This is a genomic window from Labrenzia sp. C1B70 (assembly GCF_000475395.1).
Taxonomy (GTDB): Bacteria; Pseudomonadota; Alphaproteobacteria; order Rhizobiales; family Stappiaceae; genus Roseibium; species Roseibium algicola.
Window position 1 is genome coordinate 461597 of record NZ_AXCE01000062.1, and the last position, 20002, is coordinate 481598.

Genomic DNA, 20002 nt, shown 5'->3' on the forward strand with positions numbered 1-20002 from the left:
ATACCGACTTATACTGTTGGAGATAATGATCTGGATCTTTTCCAAAATGGAAAAAGTCATCCAATCGACCCGGCAATTGACGATTGCGTGTTAAGACCCCAAAACACGGGCTAATATCAGACATTCAAGTTCGTTTAGGGGAGCTGACAGATGACAGGCCGCGTCGATGCCCATGGATTGCAAGTTGCCAGGGTTCTTTATGACTTCGTCAATGAAAAGGCCCTTCCGGATACCGGCGTCGATCAGGACCATTTCTGGAAAAGCCTGTCCAGCCTGATCCACGATCTGGCACCGAAGAACCGGGCACTGCTGGCAAAGCGTGACAGCCTGCAGGAAAAGATCGATATCTGGCACAAGGCCAACCCCGGTACTCCGGACATGGACGGCTACAAGACCTTCCTGACGGAAATCGGTTACCTGGTGCCGGAAGGTGCGGACTTTGCCGTTGGTACCGCCAATATCGATCCGGAAATCGGCTCTGTCGCGGGCCCGCAGCTTGTCGTTCCGGTGATGAACGCGCGCTATGCGCTGAATGCCGCCAACGCCCGCTGGGGCTCTCTTTACGATGCACTTTACGGCACCGATGCGATGGGCTCTCTGCCGGCAGGCAAGGGATTTGATCCTGCACGCGGTGCCGAGGTGATCGCCTATGCACGCAAGGTCCTGGATGAGGCTGCACCGCTGGCTGATGGGAGCTGGTCCGACGTGACCGGATTTGCCGTTGAAGGCGAAGCTCTGGTTCTTTCCACCAAGACGGGCTCAACGAGCCTTGCCGACGGTTCGCAGTTTGCCGGCTATTCCGGGGACAACGCGGCTCCCTACAAGGTCCTGCTGGTCAGAAACGGTCTGCACCTTGAAATCGACATTGATGCGCAGCATCCGATCGGCAAGACCGATGCCGCCCACATCGCCGACGTGATCCTGGAATCGGCCATGTCGACGATCATGGACTGCGAGGATTCCGTTGCCGCTGTCGATGCGGAAGACAAGGTCGTCGTCTACACCAACTGGCTTGGCCTGATGAAGGGCGACCTGGAAGAAACCTTCGTGAAAGGCGGCGAAACCGTTACCCGCCGCATGAATGGCGATCGCAATTACACCGCTCCCGACGGCTCCGCGCTGTCGCTGCACGGTCGCTCGCTGCTGCTGATCCGCAACGTCGGCCACCTGATGACCAATGATGCCGTGCTCGACAAGGACGGCAACGAGGTGCCGGAAGGTCTCCTCGACGGCATGATCACTTCCCTGATTGCGCTGCACGACATTGGTCCGAACGGCCGGGAGCTCAACAGCCGCGCGGGTTCGGTCTATATCGTCAAGCCGAAGATGCACGGACCGGAAGAAGTGGCATTCGCCTGCGAGATCTTCAACCGCGTTGAAGATGCGCTGGGCCTCGAGCGCAACACGCTAAAGATGGGCATCATGGACGAGGAACGCCGCACCACGGTGAACCTGAAGGAGTGTATCCGCCAGGCCAAGGACAGGGTGTTCTTCATCAACACCGGCTTCCTCGACCGGACCGGCGATGAAATGCACACGTCCATGGAAGCCGGCCCGATGATCCGCAAGGGCGACATGAAGGCCGCGACCTGGATTAGCGCCTACGAGAACAACAACGTCGATGTCGGACTTGCCTGCGGCCTGCCGGGCCACGCGCAGATCGGCAAGGGCATGTGGGCGATGCCTGACCTGATGCATGCCATGCTGGAGCAGAAGATCGGTCATCCGATGTCCGGAGCGAACACGGCCTGGGTTCCGTCACCGACCGCCGCAACGCTCCACGCGCTGCATTATCACAAGGTCGCCGTGAAGGATCGTCAGAACGAGCTGAAGAGCCGCGCTTCCGCCAAGCTGGAAGACATTCTCTCCATTCCTGTTGCCGAACGTCCCAACTGGGCACCGGAAGACATTCAGGCAGAACTCGACAACAACGCCCAGGGCATTCTGGGTTACGTCGTCCGCTGGGTAGAACAGGGCGTTGGCTGTTCGAAGGTGCCGGACATCAACGATGTCGGCCTGATGGAAGACCGCGCAACGCTGCGCATTTCCTCGCAGCACATCGCCAACTGGTTGCACCATGGCGTTGTCGGCCGTGAGCAGGTTCTGGAAACCATGAAACGCATGGCTGCTGTCGTTGACAGCCAGAATGAAGGCGACCCGCTCTACCGGCCGATGGCGGCGGATTTCGACGGCTCGGTCGCCTTCCAGGCAGCTTGCGAACTGGTGTTCGAAGGCACCAGCCAGCCAAATGGTTACACCGAGCCGGTGCTGCATCGCCGCAGGATCGAGTTCAAGGCGAAAACCGCAGCCTGACATTTGTCACCAGGTCTTGAAGTTTCGGCCGCCGGGAGCGATCCCGGCGGCCGAAATCGTTATGATCCCCTGTTCCCGCATGGCGTGTTGCTTCGCTTTGTGTTGCGCAATACGGGAATGGTAAACGGGTAAAAATCGAAGCAAACTGTCTTGGATCGAAAGCGTACAGTTTCCGGAAAATACACTCGCATTTACAATCAGTTAAAACAATTTACCAACTGTTATCCATATTGCATGGGATATAGGTGTTTTTACTACTTTAGAGCAGAAAAACGCTATCTTGCATCATCTGGAGTTGATGATGCTAACCGTCCTGTCTTGCATAGCTTTCGAGCATGACCCGTTGTTTGTTGCCCTGGCGGTAATAATCCTGACGGTCGGTGCCGTTTTGACTATGCGGCTGTTCGCCCGTGTTCGGCGGACACAGGGCGATCTCAAGTATCTCTGGCTGCTGTTGTCCGGCCTGATCGCCGGCGGTACGATCTGGAGCACGCACTTCGTTGCCATGATCGCCTACAAGAGCCCGTTCATACTGGGTTACGATCTCAAACTGACGGCCTTCTCGCTGGTTATCGCCATTGCCGGGACGACAGCGGGACTTCTCGTCAGTAGCATCTCCCAGCGCTCGGCACTCATCGAGGTTGGGGGTGTCATCTTTGGCGCCTCTATTGCGGCGATGCATTTCATCGGGATCAAGGCGCTTCAGATATCCGGCATCATGATGTTGTCGACGCCTTTCGTGGTCGTTTCCATCGTTTTGGCCTGCGTCTTCTGCCTCATTGCCACCAGCCGTGTCGCCCGCCCGGTGACACGCTACTGCAAATACGGGGCTGTACTCAGCCTGATCCTGGCTGTAGCCAGCCTGCACTTTGTTGCGATGGCTGGTGTCGAAATTCTGCCCCTGCGGCTGGATGGCAGCGTCAAGGACCTTGTCTCCAACCAGTTGATCGGCATCTCGGTGGTCTTCACCATGAGCGTCCTGTTGCTGTCGGCGATGATCACCTATTCGATTGACAGTGCGAACTCCCAGGTTGCCGAAAGCAGGGTCAATCACATTACCCATCACGACCCGCTGACCGGTCTGCCGAACCGCCGGGCACTCGACCGCCATCTCGATAGTTTCCTGACAAGGTATGCTGCCGACAATGCCCGGGTCGTCGTGCTCAACTGCAGTCTGAGCCGGTTCAAGGAAGTCAACGAAGTTCATGGCCATGCGTGCGGAGATGCTCTGCTGCGGCACGTTGCCAAGCATCTGTCGGAGAACCTGGAGGCCGACGAATACATCGCCAGGAACGGCGGCGTCGAATTCGTGATCGTCGGCAAGCCGGTCTACTACCGGGGCTACATCCTTGACCTTTGCAAGCGCATCCAGAAGCTGGTCGCTCAGCCACTGCTATGGCAGGGCGAAGAAATCCGCGTCAGTTGCAGTGTCGGCTACGCGAACTATCCTGATCACGCATCGTCGGGTGCGCAGCTGATCGAAGCCGCGGAGCGGGCCATGCACCGTGCCAAGGCGGCCGGCGGCAATGCCGCGCTTTGTTATGACGTCGAGCTAGATCAACAGACCCGCGAGCGCAGTGCCCTTGCCATGGACCTGCGCAATGCCCTGAAGAACGGCGAGTTCGAGCTTTATTATCAGCTTCAGAACGATGTCATGACCCGGGAAGTCACCGGCACGGAAGTTCTGCTGCGCTGGAACCACCCGCAGCGCGGCATGATCCCGCCGTTCGAGTTCATCCCGATTGCGGAAGAGACCGGCCAGATCCGAGAAATCGGCGCCTGGATCATCCGTACCGCCTGCCGTGAGGCAGCGTCCTGGGACAACCGGGTCAAGATCGCGGTCAATGTGGCGCCAGTGCAGCTTGCCGACAGCAGCTTTCCGGATATCGTTGCCCACGCCTTGAAGGAAAGCGGCCTGTCGCCGGAGCGTCTCGAACTGGAGATCACCGAGACCGGCATTATCGCCGACACATCGCACGCGCTTCAGATCATCCACCAGCTGAAACGTCTCGGCATTCGCATCGCCATGGACGACTTCGGCACCGGCTATTCGTCGCTTGCCACACTGCAGGCCTTTCCGTTCGACAAGATCAAGATCGACCGGGAGTTCGTCAAGGATCTCGGGGGCAACAAGCAGTCAGAAGCGATCATCAAGGCAACGATCATTCTGGGTGAAAGTCTCAATATTCCGGTGCTGGCCGAAGGTGTGGAAACGGAAGACCATCTCGGCTTTCTTGCTTCGCAAGGGTGCAACGAGGTTCAGGGCTTCCTGTTTGGCAGGCCCATGCCGGTCGCCGACGTTCGCCGTGCCTTGATGGGATCAACCGCCATCCGGGTAGAAGAACCGGTTCCGCCCGCTGAACCCGCGCAGGACATGACCCTGATTAGCAGGGTGGCCTGAGGCAACCTTCTTTCCCGTCATCCCATGGTTTGACCAAGGCATGACAAAGGCAAGGGCCGGGCAAAGGAATACCGCCTTGCCAGCCCTGATCCCATTAGAGCGGCAAAGCCGGGCTTTCCTGAAACCCGAGATGCAATTCGTTGCCGGTATAGGGATGGGCCCGCGCGACGTCTTCGTTCAGATCATGACCGAGGCCCGGTTCGCTTGAAGGAATGACATAGCCGTCTTCCCAGCAGATCGGCGTCTTCAAGAGGTCGGCATAGAAACCGTCGAAGGTCCGGATCGATTCCAGCACCAGGAAGTTCGGGCTGCAGGTTGCCAGCTGGATGTTTGCGAGCGCCACCAGCGGTCCGCAATAAAGGTGCGGGGCGATCTGCGCTGACCGGCATTCCGCCATGGCGGCAATCTTCTTGGCTTCCAGAAGGCCGCCGACGCGGCCGAGGTTCATCTGCAGGATACTGGCCGCACCGGTTTCAAGCACGCGGGCGAATTCATACTTGGTGCACAGACGCTCACCTGTCGCAATTGGCATGGAAGTAAATCGCGCAACCTCGGCCATGTCTTCCGGCTTTTCGGGCGGGATCGGTTCTTCGAACCAGAGCGGATCATAGCCCTCGATCCGGCGTGCAAGCCGCTTGGCCCCGGAAACGGTGAACTGTCCGTGGGTACCGAAAAGAAGATCGGCCCTCGTGCCAACGGCATTGCGGATCTGCCGGCAGAAGGCTTCCGAGCGTTCCAGATCGTCAAGGCTCGGCTGGTGGCCATCGTAGATCGTATAGGCACCGGCCGGGTCGAACTTCACCGCCGTGAAACCCTGATCGACGGCCTTGAGGGCTGCTTCGGCCGCCATATCCGGATCGTTGTAGACATTGCGTTTCGCGGGGTCCGGATAGACATCGCCATCGGAGGGATAAAGGTAGGTGTAGGAGCGCAGGCGCTCATGCACCTTACCGCCCAGAAGCTGATACGCCGGCTTGCCGGCGGCTTTGCCGATGATGTCCCAACAAGCCATTTCCAGGCCTGACAAAACGCCCATCACGGTCACATCGGGACGTTGCGTATATCCGGCACCATAGGTCTTGTGCCACAGCTTCTCGATGTGATGCGGATCTTCGCCCTCGAACTGGCGCTGGAACACGTCCTTCGCCATCTCGGCCACCAGGTGCGGGCCGAAGGTGGCGTTGTAGATCTCGCCATAGCCTGTGATGCCGCAAGCGGTCACCAGCTTGACGAAGATGAAGTAGCGCCCGCCATGGCGCGGCGGGGCGTTTTCGACGACGAAGGTCTCGATTTGGTCGAGTTTCATGGTGGTCCGCTTAGCTCGCGTTGCTGATCGTGATGGACTTTACCTTGGTATAGGCGTCGAGGCCTTCCCAGCCTTTTTCGCGGCCGTAACCTGATTTCTTGTTGCCGCCGAAAGGCAGCTCAACCCCCCCGGCCCAGTAATCGTTGACCGATACCTGTCCACAATCCATTGCGCCGGCAACCCGCATCGCGCGCCCGACATCATTGGTATAGACGCTGGCAATCAGGCCGAAGTCCGTGCCGTTGGCAAGGGTGACGGCTTCTTCCTCGCTTTCGAACAGTTGCACCGACAGGACCGGGCCGAAGATCTCTTCCTGGATTGCCGGATCGTTCGGTGCAAGGTCCGCAATTACCGTTGGCTGGAAGAACCAGCCTTTGCCCGTCTCTGCGTCGCCGGTCGCGTCGCCGCCGGTCAGGATGTTGGCACCGCGCGCCTTTGCGGCATCCACATGGGCCTTGATACGGGACAGGTGCAGCTCGGAATTGATGGCCCCCATGTCCGGAGCCGTCAGTCCGTGACCGGTCCTGATCTTGGCGGCTCGTTCGGCAAGGATGGAAAGCACTTCGTCGCGGATCGATTTATGCAGGATCAGCCGGGATCCGGCCGAACAGATCTGACCGGCGTTCGAGAAGATTGCCCAGTAGGCTCCGTCGGCGACCTTTTCCGGATCGGCGTCGGCAAAGGCGATCAGCGGGGACTTGCCGCCAAGTTCCAGCGTCAGGCGGGTCACGTTCGGGGCAGCCATCTGGGCAACATTGATACCGGTGGTGACGGAGCCGGTGAAGGTCAGCTGCTTGATGCGCGGATCGCGCGCCATCTGCGCGCCGACATCACTGCCCAGGCCGGTGACCACATTCACCAGCCCTTCCGGCACCCCGGCTTCGCAAAGCAGTTCCGCCATGACCAGCGCGGTAAAGGGCGTGGTCTCGGCCGGCTTGGCAACAACGGAGCAGCCCGCGGCAAGGGCAGGTGCGATACCGCGCGCGAAGGTCGAGGTGGGATAGTTCCAGGGAATGATGTGTCCTGTAACGCCGACCGGTTCGCGCACGGTGAAGGCGGTATAGGCCGGACCAAGATTGACCGATCGGCCATCGAGCTTGTCGGCTGCGCCGGCGTAATATTCGAAAAGGCGCGCGGAGGACTGAACGTCACCCTGGGCCTCCGCCAGCGTCTTGCCGCTGTCGACCACCTCTATCACGGCCAGCCGGTCTGCGTTGTCGCGGAAGACCCGGGCAACATTGTTGAGGATACGGCAGCGCTCTGCCGGTGAGACTTGCCGCCAATGCAGGGCTGCTTTCTCGGCAGCGTCGATGGCGTTATCCATATCGGTGTCGGACCCGAGAGAAAATTCGGCAAAGGCTTCTGCCCGGCCCGGATCGAAGCTTTCCATCTTCTCGTTCGAGGCCGGAGTGCGTTTGCCGGCTATGAAATGCCCGTCGGGCAAGGCATCCAGCTTGCCGGTGGTCAGATAGTCTTGGGCGATGTCCTGAACGGTCATGAGAGGGCTCGCTTCTGGTCTTCAAGTATGAGATCGGCTCCCTTGAGAGCCAGCATCATGGTCGGGGCGTTGGTGTTGCCGGAGGTGATGTTCGGAAAGGCGGAGGCGTCGGCAACGCGAAGCCCTTCAATTCCGTGCACCTGCAGCCGGCTGTTGACGACGGTTGTCTCGCGGTTCTCGCCCATGCGGCAAGTCGATACCGGATGGAAGACGGTGCTGGCCCGGGTGCGGAAGTCCGCCAGGATGCCGTCGCCGTCGAGTTCTCCGAGGTTCGGAGCGATGGGGTGCTCGACAAGCGCGCTCAAGGCCTGGCTTGCCATCAGCTTCTGGCAGAGCTTGCCGCCGTCGATCACGGTCTGGCGGTCTTCCTCGGTCGCCAGCGAATTGGGCTGGATCGAAGGCGCTGCACTGGCATTGGCACTTTTGATGTCGATGCGGCCGCGGCTCGTCGGGCGGGCCGGCTGTGCGCAAATGATGAAGCCGTTGAACGGATCGATGCTCAGCCGTGTCTTGTCCTTGTAAGGCCTCAGGCGATAGCTGATCGGATTGAAATAGAGCTGCTGGTCCGGCCGGTTCAGCTCGGGACGCGAGCGCAGGAATCCGCCGCACTGGTTGACGGATAGAGCCAGAGGACCCTTGCGGGTTGCTGCATATTGCATGGCGGACAGGGCCAGGCCCAGCAAGGGACGCAGGATCGCATTGAGTGTCGGTTCCTTGGCCCGGAAGGTGAAGTTCGCAGCCAGATGATCCTGCAGATTGCCGCCGACATTGTCATTGGCCCGGATCACCGGAATGCCGAGCTCATTCAGCAACCTTCCCGGGCCGATGCCGGAAACCTGAAGCAGTTGCGGCGAACCGATTGCGCCCGCCGCCAGGATGACCTCCCGGCTGGCAAGCAGGATTTCCCCGCTCAGGAGTTCGACGCCGACAGCCGTTCTTCCTTCAAACAGGATGCGGGCAACCTGGGCCTGTGTCCGGACGCTTAGGTTCTTGCGGGCAAGGGCAGGATGGAGATAGGCGCGTGCGGACGAACACCGGCGGCCATCTTGCGTGTTGATCTGGTAAATGCCGCCACCTTCCGGAGCATCACCGTTGAAGTCGTCACTCCAGGGCAGGCCCACTTCACGGATCGCGGCAAAGAAGTGCCGGTTCACCCTGTGGATCTGGTCGGACACATTCTGGATATGGATCGGTCCCTCGCCTTGCTTCACCCCCTCGCAGGTCACCCGGGTTTCAAGGCGCTCGTAAGTTGCCTTTACATTCGCCCAGCCCCAACCTGCCGCGCCGGAGGCCTCCCAGTCTTCGAAATCGCCAGGCAGACCTCGGCAATAGACCATGGCGTTGATCGAGCCGGAGCCACCCAGCAATCGACCGCGGGGCCAGTAGACACTGCGCCCGCCGAGGCCTTCGTCTGGTTCGGTCATGAAGCGCCACGTGCGTTTTGGGTCGGAATTCAGCTTGCCATAGCCGAGTGGCAGCGACACCCAGGGTGAGGCATCGGACCCACCGGCCTCCAGCAGCAGAACACGCGTCTGCGGATCTGCACTCAGGCGTTCCGCCAGGATACATCCGGCCGAGCCGGCGCCCACGATGATGTAATCGACCTTGTCCATGATGCGCTGCCGGTTGACCGCTGTTTAGGAGAAGTGTCTGCGAGGATGGAAAATTCCTGAAACGAAAAAATATTTGGTATAGCTTTGAAAAAATTTGAAGGAGATGCTTGTTGCACAGGTGCGAATTCGTTTCAGAAAATGAAAACAGCTTCCGCACCTGATGATGGAAGGAAGACGAAATGGCCTACAGCCTGCCACCGCTCACATGGCTGCGCGCCTTCGAGGCGGCTGCGCGCCTGGGGAACTTCACCCGGGCGGCGGAGGAGCTGCTGATCACTCCAGCTGCTGTCAGCTACCAGGTTCGCCAGCTGGAACAGCTCCTCGGCTACCCGCTGTTCGACCGTGTTCACAGGGAACTGGCCCTGACCAGACTGGGGCAGACTTACCTGCCGACGGTCGAGAAGGCGTTTTCGGATCTTTCCATCGCCACCGTCTCGGTGTTTGGCGAGCGGGACAGGCAGCCGGTTCGTTTTCGATGCCTCAACAGCTTCGGCCAGCTCTGGATGATCCCGCGCCTGCGCTCTTTTCAGGAGGCCCATCCGGGCATCGACCTGCAGATGATCTCGGCCTCCTGGGCGGAAACTCTCAGCCCGGAACTGTTCGACATCGATATCCGCTTCGGCGACGGCAGCTGGACTGACGGAGTGGTGGCGTTTCTGTTGAACGACCCGATCATTCCGGTCTGTCATCCGGATCTGGCGCTTGACCCTGGCAAGCGTGAAATCGAGGCGCTGGCGGAAGCAACCCGGCTCGACATCATGGGCGTGATCGACACCTGGGAGAGCTTCTTCCGCAGCCACGGGCATGCGGTTCCAAAACGCAACGGCCTGCAGGTCGACCAGACCCTCTCGGCCCTGGAACTGGCTGCTCTCGGCCATGGACACGCTCTGGTTCTGGAAACGCTGGCCCAGCCGTATCTCGACAGCGGCCGGCTGATCCGTTCATCGGACAAGAAGATAAAGAGCCGGCACAGCTACTATCTCGTCACCGACGGCTCGCGTCAGGCACTCGGCCCCGACGCCCAGATCTTTTGCGACTGGATGTTCCGGGAACTTGGCGGCGAAGCGGGATGAGGAACTTGTCCAGGGACACGAACTGCTTGCCTGGTTGATCGCAACGAACTCCGGTTCATTCTTCGAGACGCCGCTCCTCAGAGTTTGTTTTGAAAGTATCAGAGAACGCAGTTGACGTGGGTCGTGTAACGAACTTGCGCCTTGCTCAGTTGTCATTCCCGCTTTCGCCGGAATGACAACTGTGGTTGTCGCGGTCGCCCCGGGCACCACTTTCGGATCAGACACTCAGGATGAGGAAGAGAGTTTGGCTGAGCAAAAGCTCACCCGCTCAAGCTACAAGATTAATCCAGCGAGAAGGTGAACTCGAACAACCGGTCAATCGGGTCGAGCGGTTTGGGGTCGCGGTATCGATTGAGGTCCAGCAGGCCCGCCTGAAGGGTGTCCTGGTCTTTCAGGGCGGTCTGGATCCGGTCGAAGTCGGCCCAGAACTCCGGGTCGGTTCTGCGGACGCCAAAACGGTCGACGAGCTTGAGGAAATCATCTTGTGACCTGATCTCCCGAACCGTCTTCACGAAGGCCGGCAGGTGATCCTGTTTCACCTTGAACATGAAATTCGGATAGCTGCTGAACTGGCCGGGCACGACCGTCACGCTGTCGTTCTGGGGTTCGCGGCGCAGATCCTCGTTGAAGATGAATGCAACGTTGCTGTGGGCCATGTCATGCACCAGGGTAAAGATCTGCGTGTCCCGTTCCGTTTCCACGAGCAGAACCGAGATATCAGGCAGGAACTTTGCATATGGCGCAGGTTTCTGGGCAAGCGGGCGTAGTTGCCCGGCAGGCGTGTCACTGGACGCACAGGCATTGCCGGTGCAGCGGTTGATAGGGTCTTGTTCAGCCCACAGGCCAGCAGGTTCGCGCAGCAGCTCGGTGAGGAACTCCTCCTTGGGATCGCTGGTGGAAAAGTCGATACCTGTTGGAGACCTGGTGTCGAGCGCGCTTTCCTTCCAGAGATCGACCATGCTGACAAGCGGACCCTGATACCAGCTTTCGTGCATGGGTTTGCGCACTTGTGGCGGCAGGAACGACAGGAAGGTTCGCTCTCCTTCACGGCGCAGGCTGTCCATATAAAGGCGTGTCGTGAGCTGGTGTTCCACGTTGCCGAAGACATCGAACCCGGCAACGAGATTGTAGTAGATCCGCTCGAACAGCGGGAAATCGATTACCCAGGCGGTTTCGGGCACCGCGCCGACGAAGCCTGTCACCACCGAGGCGGAAGAGAAATTACGGTAGACGGTCAGACGGGCATCGACTTCGGAACCGTCACCTTGCCAGATGTCACCGTAGTCGGGGCCGCCTTCCGCCAGGAACTTGCGTTCATACCGCCCCTTGCGAAACTCCTGATACTTGACCGGTCCGAGCGACAGGAAGCCTTCCAGACGCTTGGACAGTTTTCCCTTTGACTGGGCAACCGGCAGTTCGAGGATCGGGGTCGCGGCTTCCAGGAAGCTCGGGTCGGTGACGGAGAGATCGGCGTCGGGTGTCAGGAAGGAGACCCAGAAACGGTCCTCGATCACGTTCACCGCGACCTGGCCGTAGCAGACCGGACCACGAATGAACGAGCGGACAAAATAAAGCGCTTCGTCCAGCAGGAACTGGTAGCGGCTGCGCGCAGGAATGGCGCGGAAGGTCGACAGCGGGTTGCCGCCTGCAGCCGTTGAATAGGGCGGCAGGCTCGCAATCTCCCAGTCGCTTTTCAGGAACAGGTCTTCATAGCGGTTCAGGCGTTTGGGGCCGATCTCATAGACCATGTGCTCCTTGTGCAGGATGGTGCCGTCAATCGGGATGAGCCTGTAATGAAATGGGCCACCTGGATCGTCAAAGGGGCGGCGCGAGGCAATCTCATCTGGAGGCGAGCCGGTCGCGGTTCTGGAACGGATTACGCGGAAGAAGCGGTTCGGGTCATCGCTTTCCAGGTGCAGATGGGCCAGGAACAGATGTTCATAGATATAGCGCGCGACAAGTTTCGACCGTTTGTCGCCGCGGTTGAAGAACGTTTCGACGGTGTGCACCGACTGTTCGACACTCTGTGGCAATCCTTTGCCGGCGTCCGGTGCAGGTGCCCCATCCCTGGCCCAGGACAGCAGGGTCTCGTAGTCGCCATCTGCAAGCGGCGCCATGGCAAACGGCATGCCGCCCTGCGGGTGTTCCTTGAGATAGTCCTTCACCTTGCCGGGCATGGCGCAAGTGTTTGCACGCAGCGTCGAAATGTCGATGTCGTCAGGAAGCGGCGCTCCGAGCTTGAACGAATTCTTGCGGCCGGCCAGCAGCAGTTGTTCCAGAACGGATGGCCCGTCCTGTGCACCGACAACGTCGAAGAAACCCTTGGCGCGCCAGCCGGGAACAGACTTTGCGTCGATCCCGAGGCGTGTCATCGGAGCATCTTCCAGACGCGAGGAATCGTAGACTTTCTGCTTGCTTGCTCCGCGCATCCAGCCCGCGGCGGATGACAGTTTGAGCTGACAAGGCGCGTCATAGCAGCCGTGGCAGACGACGCAGCGCTTGTTGAGGACATCGAGAGCTGACGTATCCTCCTGCGCCGATGCAGCACCAGCACAGCAAATCAGAAGTATGGCGCGAAACGCCTGTTTCAGGATCCGGGACCAGAGAGCCTGAAGGCGGCCGGCCGAAATCATGCCAGAGGCATCAACCTTCATCGTCTTCCATCCGCGGACGGGTCACCCGGCTCGGGTCGTCAGGCCCCTTGTAGTTGAACAGGTACGCCCAGGCGGCATAGGCGGTGATTGCCGCCATGATGTAGACCCAGGTGATATTGCCGAATGCATATTCCACTCCGGTCCAGCCGGCGCAAAAAGCGACCAGAACAATTCTGCGCCAAAGCGCATCAAACCAGGGATGTTCTACAGGACCAAACACAGTTTTGCCTTCCTTTTGCGTCATCTGAGCCGAGCTGCCCGGGCTTGCTGACGTAGCGGGAGCCTCAAGAGCTTGCAAAATCAGGCAAAACTTGCCTGCCATCACCTGATTACACCTTGAAACTGGCTGCTGAACAAGGGAATGTGGCGTACCACTCCCGGCCACGGAAATTCATGTTGATAAGAGGAGCCTGGCTTCCGACATGCTGACTGCGCTTGATCTCCTGACAGCTAATGACACGCCAGGTCAACACCCACCTTCCTATTACGCTGCAACTGCCAACAGGCAAACGGCTCACCCGGTTCTCGATGGCTCTCACACCTGCACGGTCTGCGTCATCGGTGGCGGTTATACGGGGCTATCGGCTGCATTGCATCTGGCTGAACGGGGTGTTGACGTCATCCTCCTGGAAGCCAACCGGATCGGGTGGGGCGCCTCGGGCCGCAATGGCGGCCAGGTCGGTTCCGGCCAGCGCATGGACCAGACGGTTCTGGAAGAACGCCATGGCAAGTCTCACGCCAGATTGCTGTGGGACCTTGCCGAGGATTCCAAGGCGCTGGTCAAGGACCTGATCATCAAGCACCAGATCGCCTGCGACTACACGCCGGGGATACTGCATGCCGATCACCGCAAGAGTTTTGTCGAGGAAAGCCGGGACTATGTCGAGCATCTCAGGCTCGTCTACGGCTATGAGGACATTCGCTTTGTCGGTCCGGATGAAATCGGCGAGCAGGTCGGCAGTCCCCGGTATTACGGCGGCTCTCTGGACACGGGCGCAGGCCATCTGCATCCGCTCAATTTCGCACTGGGTCTCGGGCAGGCAGCCGAAGCGGCAGGGGCAAGGATTTTCGAGGAAACCAAGGTCACCGGCATTGACGGCCAGGGCACGGGACGGATCACCGTGAGGACGGGGCAGAGCGACGTTCGTGCAGAGCACGTCATTCTGGCGTGCAACGGTTATCTCGGCCGCCTTGACCGGCAGACCGCCGCGCACGTCATGCCGATCAACAATTTCATTGTCGCAACGGAGCCCTTTTCGGAAGACGAGGCGCAAAAGATCATCCGCAACAACGTTGCCGTGGCCGATAGCAAGTTCGTCATCAACTACTTCCGTCTGTCGGCAGATCGCCGGCTGCTTTTCGGTGGCGGTGAGAATTACGGCTATCGCTTTCCGGAAGACATCAAGGCCTTCGTGCGCGAACCGATGCTGGAAATCTTCCCCCAGCTCAGCGACGTGGCCATCGATTACGGCTGGGGCGGTACGCTGGCGATTACGCCCAAGCGCATGCCCTATTTCGCAAGGATTGCGCCCAACATGCTGACCGCAGGTGGGTACTCCGGCCACGGCGTTGCCATGGCAACCCTTGGTGGTCAGGTGCTGGCGGAAGCCGTGACGGGAACTGCGGGTCGCTTCGACGTCTTTGAAAAACTGAACGTACCGGCATTCCCCGGCGGTGACCGGCTGCGCTTCCCGCTTTTGGTACTTGCCATGACGTGGTTCTCTCTGCGGGACAGGCTCGGGTTCTGAGATGCCGCAGAGCCGTACAGAAGCGCGCCGGACGATCGGCAGTTACTGGGAAGCCAGCGTTCCGCAGGTCAAGCTGGACCGGCAGCTCATCGGCAACGCGCTTTTCGATGTTGCGATTATCGGCGCTGGGTTCGCCGGGCTGAGCGCAGCGCTACGGCTCGCGCAGGCAGGCGTTTCCGTGTGCGTTCTGGAAGCGGAACACGTTGGTTACGGCGCTTCGGGCCGCAACGGCGGATTTTGTTGCCTGGGTGGTACCAAACTCGACGAGCGCCGCCTCATCAAGAAATTCGGCCTCGAGGAAGCGCGCCGTTTCGTTGCCTATCAGGTCGCGGGCGTCAATCTGGTTGCCCAGAGGCTCGACAGCTGGGGTGTTGACGCCGACCGCCATTCCAATGGCGAAATCTATCTTGCCCACCGGCGGAAGGATTTCGCCGGCTTTCAGGCGGAAGCAGCGTTCCTGAAGGAGAACTTCGGCATCAAGGCCCGAGTGCTTTCCAAGACGGACCTGGACGCGGAAGGCTATGGCGGGCCGACATTCCACGGCGGACTGCAGGTACCCTACGGCTTTGCACTCAATCCGATGGCCTATGTCCAGGCTCTGGCGGATCAGGTGCGCCGAGCCGGCGGCAAGATCTTCGGCAAGTCGCCGGTGACAGGGATGACCCGGGACAATGACCGCTGGCAACTGGAGACCGAACACGGCTTCATCCGGGCCCGGAAGGTTGTCCTGGCGGGAAATGGCTATGCACGCGAGGATGCACCCAAATGGCTGCACGGGCGTACGCTGCCGGTCATGTCGTCAATCCTGGTGACCCGCCCCCTGAGCGAGGGTGAACTCGCCGCACAGGGCTGGACCTCCGACACCATGGCTGCCGACACTCGTAACCTTTTGCATTATTTCCGCCTGTTGCCCGACCGGCGGTTCCTGTTCGGAACGCGCGGCGGCATCTTCGAAAATGCCCAGTCGCTCGCGGCGATGTACAAGCGTGCAAGGTCGGATTTCGACGAGATGTTTCCTGCCTGGGCGGGCATTGAGGCCGAACACAGCTGGTATGGACATGTGTGCCTGGCGCGAAATCTGACCCCCTTTGTTGGGGAAGTGCCTGGTCTTGGCGGCGTCTATGCCGCAATGGGGTGGCATGGCAGCGGCATAGCAATGGCATCGATCTCGGGGGAGAAGGTCGCCGGACTAATCCTGGGCAAACTTCAGCCGGAAGATCTGCCGGTTGCCCTGCGCCGGCCTTTTGCAAGGTTTCCCCTGCCGTCACTGCGCAAACTCTATCTTCAGGGCGCTTACTGGTGGTACGGCTGGCAGGACAGGTAAACCGCAGATCTGCATTCGCCATGATCCGGGACCATTGAAGACAGAAATCGGATGCTTATGACTGATACCATGATCGTTCGGCAGGCCGAGCTTCGGGACCTGGAAGCCGTTTACGATATCTGCCTGAAAACCGGCCAGGCCGGGCGCGACGCGACGGATCTTTATTCTGACCCCGCATTGATCGGCCATATCTACGCAGGGCCCTATGTGGCTTTGAAAGGTCCCATCAGCTTTGTCGCTGAAGATGATCTCGGCGTATTCGGTTATGCCGTCGGCGTCAGCGATACACGGGCTTTCGAACACGAACTGGAGCGGGAATGGTGGCCGGCTTTGCGGGAACGTTACCCGGAACCGGTGCAGCAGGAAACCGAGCAGTCAGCAGATGATCAGCGGATCCGCACGATCCACAATCCGTCGCCCGTGCCACAGGCCGTCATCGATGAATATCCGGCGCATATTCACATGAACCTCTTGTCGCGTGCGCGCGGGAGGGGAGTTGGCACGAGGCTGCTGGACGCCTGGATTGCCGCTGCAAAACTGAAGGGTGTATCGGCCGTTCATGCCGGGGTGAGCGCTGCCAACGAAGCCGGGCTTGCTTTCTGGACAGCACGGGAGTTCCGTCCGGTTCTGACAGTCAGCAACAGCGGATCTCATGGCACCATCTGGTGCGGGCGAAGCTTGTAGTCGCCACAGGCCAACGAGGCTTTAGCTCCGCATAGTTCGCACTGAATGTTGTGGTCACGGGAGAGCGATATGCCTGCAACCACGAAAACGGAATTGCTCGCCGCAAGCGAGAGCGAGTTTTCAAAGCTGCAAACGCTCCTCGATGACCTGCCCGCGATGCTGCGTCTTGAAAAGGATGCGGACGGCATATCGCCAAAGGATATCGTCGGTCACCGGGCCCACTGGATAGACCTGTTTCTGGGCTGGTACCGGGACGGCCAGGCCGGCAGACCGGTCTGGTTTCCGGCCAAAGGCTACAAGTGGAACGAGACGCCCAGATACAATGCCGACTTGCGGCAAAAGCAATCCGGTCTTTCCTGGCGATCGATGCGATCCCTTCTGGAGGGAAACCACGCCGAACTGCTTGCCCTCGTGGAAAGTCTGGAGAATGACGAACTCTACGGCGAGCCGATGAAAGGCTCCAACAACAAGTGGACGACGGGACGCTGGGCGGAAGCTGCCGGTCCAAGCCATTACCGGTCGGCTTCGAAATATCTTCGCCAACGTCTCGCGCAGTTTCAGGAGGAAAGAGACCGGCGCAATTCCGATGTGAGGGATCAGTCCGGTTCGATCTGAGTCTTGCGCCTGACAACGGCTACGTTGACCTCCCGCCATATCTCGAAACCCAGCTTGCGGTAGAGGGCAATTGCTCCGTGATTGTCCGCATAGGCGTGAAGGAACGGAATGTCGCCGCGGTTCCTGATGACTTCAGTCACATGAAGAGAGAGCTCGGATGCCAGGCCTCTGCCTCGGAAATCGGGATGAGTGCAGATCCCGCTGACTTCCGTATAGCCGTCGAGGTTGATCCTGCTGCCCGCCATTGCAGCCAGACGGCCGTCCAGCCTGATGCCGAAGAACGTGCCCAGCTCCGGTGTGCGTGCGGTGAACGGGCCCGGTTTTGTCAGCGTTGCAAGCTCGACCATCTCCGGGACATCGGTTTCATCCAGCTGCACGATTGAAGTCGGTCGGGATGGGCCGGCTGACGGGGAAACTTCCACCATGAGAACACCCAGCGCGCTAATCTCTGCCTCAAGTTCATGGGGCAGGGCGATGTCGTCCGCCTGCAGAATGAACGCCCGGTCGTCACCCGGTTGAATCAGTTCCGCCAGCGCGGCCAGAGCTTCGGGCGAGTTGTTCGCCGCTGCCGCAAAGGGGGAGATGGCCGGATCGAAACGGCGGGCAAGGTCGCCTCCCTGGCTGAATTGCGCATGCCGGGAGGTCAGGGCTGACCAGACAACCCGCTTCAGAAGGCTGTCCCGGCTCGGTTCATTCATAACTGCGTGCATCTTCGAGCTCATAATGTTGTGAAATCAGATCCCATCGCTTCAGCACGTCCCGGGCGACATCGGGCACATAACAGCGCTCGTAATCCGGGCCTTGAAACGCGATGATGTCGTCAAGCGAGCGGAAACTCATGATGGTGATGAACTCCACCTCGGTTTCCAGGTTCCTTCGAAGCACCTCGATGCCGAGATAGCCGGGAATGGCTTTCGCCTCGATGCCCGGAATGACCTGTGTCGTGAGAACATGGGCATAGGTGTCGGCCATGCCTGGGTCTGTCCAGCCGTGCCAGATGCGCTTGATCATCGTTCAATCTCCGGGGGCGATTGCAGAGAGTTCCAGTCCTGCAAGGGCCTGTCCTTGCAGCGGACGGACAGCGGCCTCGTGCAAAGGGCATCCTCCAGACCTGCAAGCTGGTCCAGCAAAGGACCTTCCAGACTGTTGCAGGCATCGGCAACTGCCAGTGTGATCGCGGGCCAGAGCGTTTCTTTCAGATGGGCGACGAGGGCTACTCCCTTGTCGGTCAGGCCGATTGTCGTCACGCGACGGTCCTGTTGCGAGGGAACGGATTCAACCAGTCCATCCGACTTCATCTTGTTGATCGTTCTGGTAACACCCGGTTGGCTCTGGCCAAGGGTCTTCGCCAGATCGCCGATACTCAGCGGGCCTTGCCGGTCGAGTGCGGCAAGAACAGGGTTGTGCGGCGTCGGCAGACTGGTGTCGGCAAGCTCGGCCGCAACGATCTGCGTTTGTGCCTGCAGCATTTCCCCGATCCGTTTCAGCCGGCTGCCCAGGGTGGCATAGCCAAGCGCGCGGACGACATCTTCGCTCATGGGTCACTCCATTTACATAACTTGATATATAACTAGTTATGTAAATTCGCAAGATCTAGCTGTTTAGAAATTGGAGACTGACCTGAGGCGGAGATGTGGAAGATCGAAAAACGTCGCCCCACCAGTGGCACTGGCGGGGCGAGGTGACGGTCAACAGTTGACGAGGAGGCCGCCTAGTCGAATTCCGGTCCGCGTGCACGGTACGGAGTGATTTCCTTCCAGGCCCGCATCAGCGTGTCCAACTCGTCGTCGCCGTGCGGCGGCATTACGATCTGCAGCTTGACCAGAAGGTCGCCATGACCACCGGTCTTGGTCGGCAGGCCTTTGCCCTTCAGCCGCATGGATTTGCCGCTGGAGGCGTTGGCCGGAATAGTCAGGTTGACAGCACCGGACAGGGTCGGCGTACGCACCTTTGCGCCCAGGACAGCTTCATAAAGTGTCAGAGGCAGGTCGAGGTGGAGGTCGGATCCCTTCACTTCGAAAAGCTTGTGGGGCTTGAAGCGGATCTCGACCAGGGCGTCGCCTGCAGGACCGCCGTTTTCCCCCGGGTGCCCCTGGCCCTTGAGCCGGATCTTTTCGCCTTCGACCACCCCCTTGGGCAGGGTAACATTCACCGTCTTGCCGCTTGGAAGCGTTACCTGGGTCTTGCCGGAGTTGACGATGTCTTCCAGCGAGGCGCGGGCGACGATTTCCGCGTTGGCGCCTTTTGTCTTGGGCGGCGCCTTCGCGCGGGCGCCGCCGCCGAAACCTGCACCGGGTCCAGCGCCTGCACCTGCGCCGGCGCGTGCACGGCCACCGCCGAAGCTGCCGAAAATGTCGTTCAGAATATCGTCGAAACTGCCGCCGCCACCAGATGTCTTCTGGGTGCGTGCACCGCCGAAGTCTTCATATCCGGAAAAGCCGTCAAAACCATGCGCCTGATAGCGCTGCTTGCCCTCCGCATCGATTTCTCCGCGGTCGAACTTGGCACGTTTTTCCTTGTCGCCGACAATTTCATAGGCCTGATTTGCTTCGGAAAAACGCTGTGCGGCCGTCGGATCATCCTTGTTCTGATCCGGATGGTATTTTTTGGCCAGCTTCCGAAAGGCCTTCTTGATTTCGCTCTCGCTGGCAGATTTTGCCACCCCGAGAACGCTATAGGGATCACGCATTCGTCTCACCAGGTTCCTAAGATTTTCCGGCAGGCTGCCCCGCGCACTGCTCCGTTCGGCGAGCCGAACACAAGCGTGCAAGTT

16 protein-coding genes are annotated in these 20002 nt (G+C 59.7%); 7 read left to right on the plus strand and 9 right to left on the minus strand.

Going from position 1 to position 20002, the window contains the following annotated elements; all coding sequences use genetic code 11:
- Positions 1-150: 150 nt before the first annotated feature.
- Complete coding sequence (locus Q666_RS63020; protein WP_023001846.1) at positions 151-2313, plus strand: malate synthase G; 2163 nt, start codon at positions 151-153, stop codon at positions 2311-2313.
- A 298-nt stretch (positions 2314-2611) separates the two neighbouring features.
- Complete coding sequence (locus Q666_RS63025; RefSeq protein ID WP_152533465.1) at positions 2612-4714, plus strand: EAL domain-containing protein; 2103 nt, start codon at positions 2612-2614, stop codon at positions 4712-4714.
- Positions 4715-4808: 94 nt separating this feature from the next.
- Here Q666_RS63025 and Q666_RS63030 read toward each other — a convergent pair whose 3' ends face one another.
- The 3 genes from Q666_RS63030 to Q666_RS63040 are packed head-to-tail and all read right to left on the minus strand — an operon-like array spanning position 4809 to position 9131.
- Positions 4809-6020: a mandelate racemase/muconate lactonizing enzyme family protein gene (locus Q666_RS63030; protein WP_023001844.1), complete on the minus strand. Its 1212-nt coding sequence runs from the start codon at positions 6018-6020 to the stop codon at positions 4809-4811.
- Between the two features lie 10 nt (positions 6021-6030).
- Positions 6031-7518, minus strand: a complete 1488-nt coding sequence (locus Q666_RS63035; RefSeq protein ID WP_023001843.1) for an aldehyde dehydrogenase family protein — start codon at positions 7516-7518, stop codon at positions 6031-6033.
- Positions 7515-9131, minus strand: coding sequence for a GMC family oxidoreductase N-terminal domain-containing protein (locus tag Q666_RS63040; protein ID WP_023001842.1), 1617 nt, complete (start codon positions 9129-9131; stop codon positions 7515-7517). The genes Q666_RS63035 and Q666_RS63040 overlap by 4 nt, the downstream gene beginning before the upstream one ends.
- Positions 9132-9310: 179 nt before the next feature.
- On the opposite strand from Q666_RS63040, the gene Q666_RS63045 reads away from it, so the two are divergent.
- The gene (locus tag Q666_RS63045; protein ID WP_023001841.1) at positions 9311-10204 is read left to right on the plus strand and encodes a LysR substrate-binding domain-containing protein; all 894 of its coding nucleotides are present in this window, start codon (positions 9311-9313) and stop codon (positions 10202-10204) included.
- 281 nt (positions 10205-10485) lie between these two features.
- Here the strand turns inward: Q666_RS63045 and Q666_RS63050 are convergent, their stop codons facing one another.
- Positions 10486-12858 carry a fatty acid cis/trans isomerase gene (locus tag Q666_RS63050; protein WP_023001840.1) on the minus strand — a complete coding sequence of 791 codons (2373 nt, stop codon included), beginning with the start codon at positions 12856-12858 and terminating at the stop codon, positions 10486-10488.
- Complete coding sequence (locus tag Q666_RS0134310; protein ID WP_208984440.1) at positions 12848-13078, minus strand: hypothetical protein; 231 nt, start codon at positions 13076-13078, stop codon at positions 12848-12850. Before Q666_RS0134310 ends, Q666_RS63050 begins: the two co-directional genes overlap by 11 nt.
- Before the next feature lie 202 nt (positions 13079-13280).
- Between Q666_RS0134310 and Q666_RS63055 the strand changes: the two genes are divergently transcribed.
- The 4 genes from Q666_RS63055 to Q666_RS63070 all read left to right on the plus strand — a co-directional run bounded on the left by Q666_RS63055 (position 13281) and on the right by Q666_RS63070 (position 17229).
- Positions 13281-14606: an FAD-binding oxidoreductase gene (locus tag Q666_RS63055; protein ID WP_023001838.1), complete on the plus strand. Its 1326-nt coding sequence runs from the start codon at positions 13281-13283 to the stop codon at positions 14604-14606.
- Between the two features lies 1 nt (position 14607).
- A complete protein-coding gene (locus tag Q666_RS63060; protein WP_023001837.1) occupies positions 14608-15930 on the plus strand; it encodes an FAD-binding oxidoreductase in 1323 nt (440 codons plus the stop codon).
- Between the two features lie 57 nt (positions 15931-15987).
- Positions 15988-16614 (plus strand): GNAT family N-acetyltransferase, encoded by a 627-nt coding sequence (locus Q666_RS63065; RefSeq protein ID WP_031269670.1) that lies wholly within the window; start codon positions 15988-15990, stop codon positions 16612-16614.
- 69 nt (positions 16615-16683) lie between these two features.
- Positions 16684-17229: a ClbS/DfsB family four-helix bundle protein gene (locus tag Q666_RS63070; protein ID WP_023001835.1), complete on the plus strand. Its 546-nt coding sequence runs from the start codon at positions 16684-16686 to the stop codon at positions 17227-17229.
- Here Q666_RS63070 and Q666_RS63075 read toward each other — a convergent pair.
- From Q666_RS63075 to Q666_RS63090, 4 genes are all read right to left on the minus strand, one after another.
- Positions 17211-17939, minus strand: a complete 729-nt coding sequence (locus Q666_RS63075; protein WP_200863795.1) for a GNAT family N-acetyltransferase — start codon at positions 17937-17939, stop codon at positions 17211-17213. The genes Q666_RS63070 and Q666_RS63075 overlap by 19 nt on opposite strands.
- Positions 17920-18240 (minus strand): hypothetical protein, encoded by a 321-nt coding sequence (locus Q666_RS66890; RefSeq protein ID WP_023001833.1) that lies wholly within the window; start codon positions 18238-18240, stop codon positions 17920-17922. Before Q666_RS66890 ends, Q666_RS63075 begins: the two co-directional genes overlap by 20 nt.
- Positions 18237-18767: a MarR family transcriptional regulator gene (locus Q666_RS63085; protein WP_023001832.1), complete on the minus strand. Its 531-nt coding sequence runs from the start codon at positions 18765-18767 to the stop codon at positions 18237-18239. The genes Q666_RS66890 and Q666_RS63085 overlap by 4 nt, the downstream gene beginning before the upstream one ends.
- A 173-nt stretch (positions 18768-18940) precedes the next feature.
- A complete protein-coding gene (locus tag Q666_RS63090) occupies positions 18941-19918 on the minus strand; it encodes a J domain-containing protein (protein ID WP_023001831.1) in 978 nt (325 codons plus the stop codon).
- Between the last annotated feature and the right edge of the window lie 84 nt (positions 19919-20002).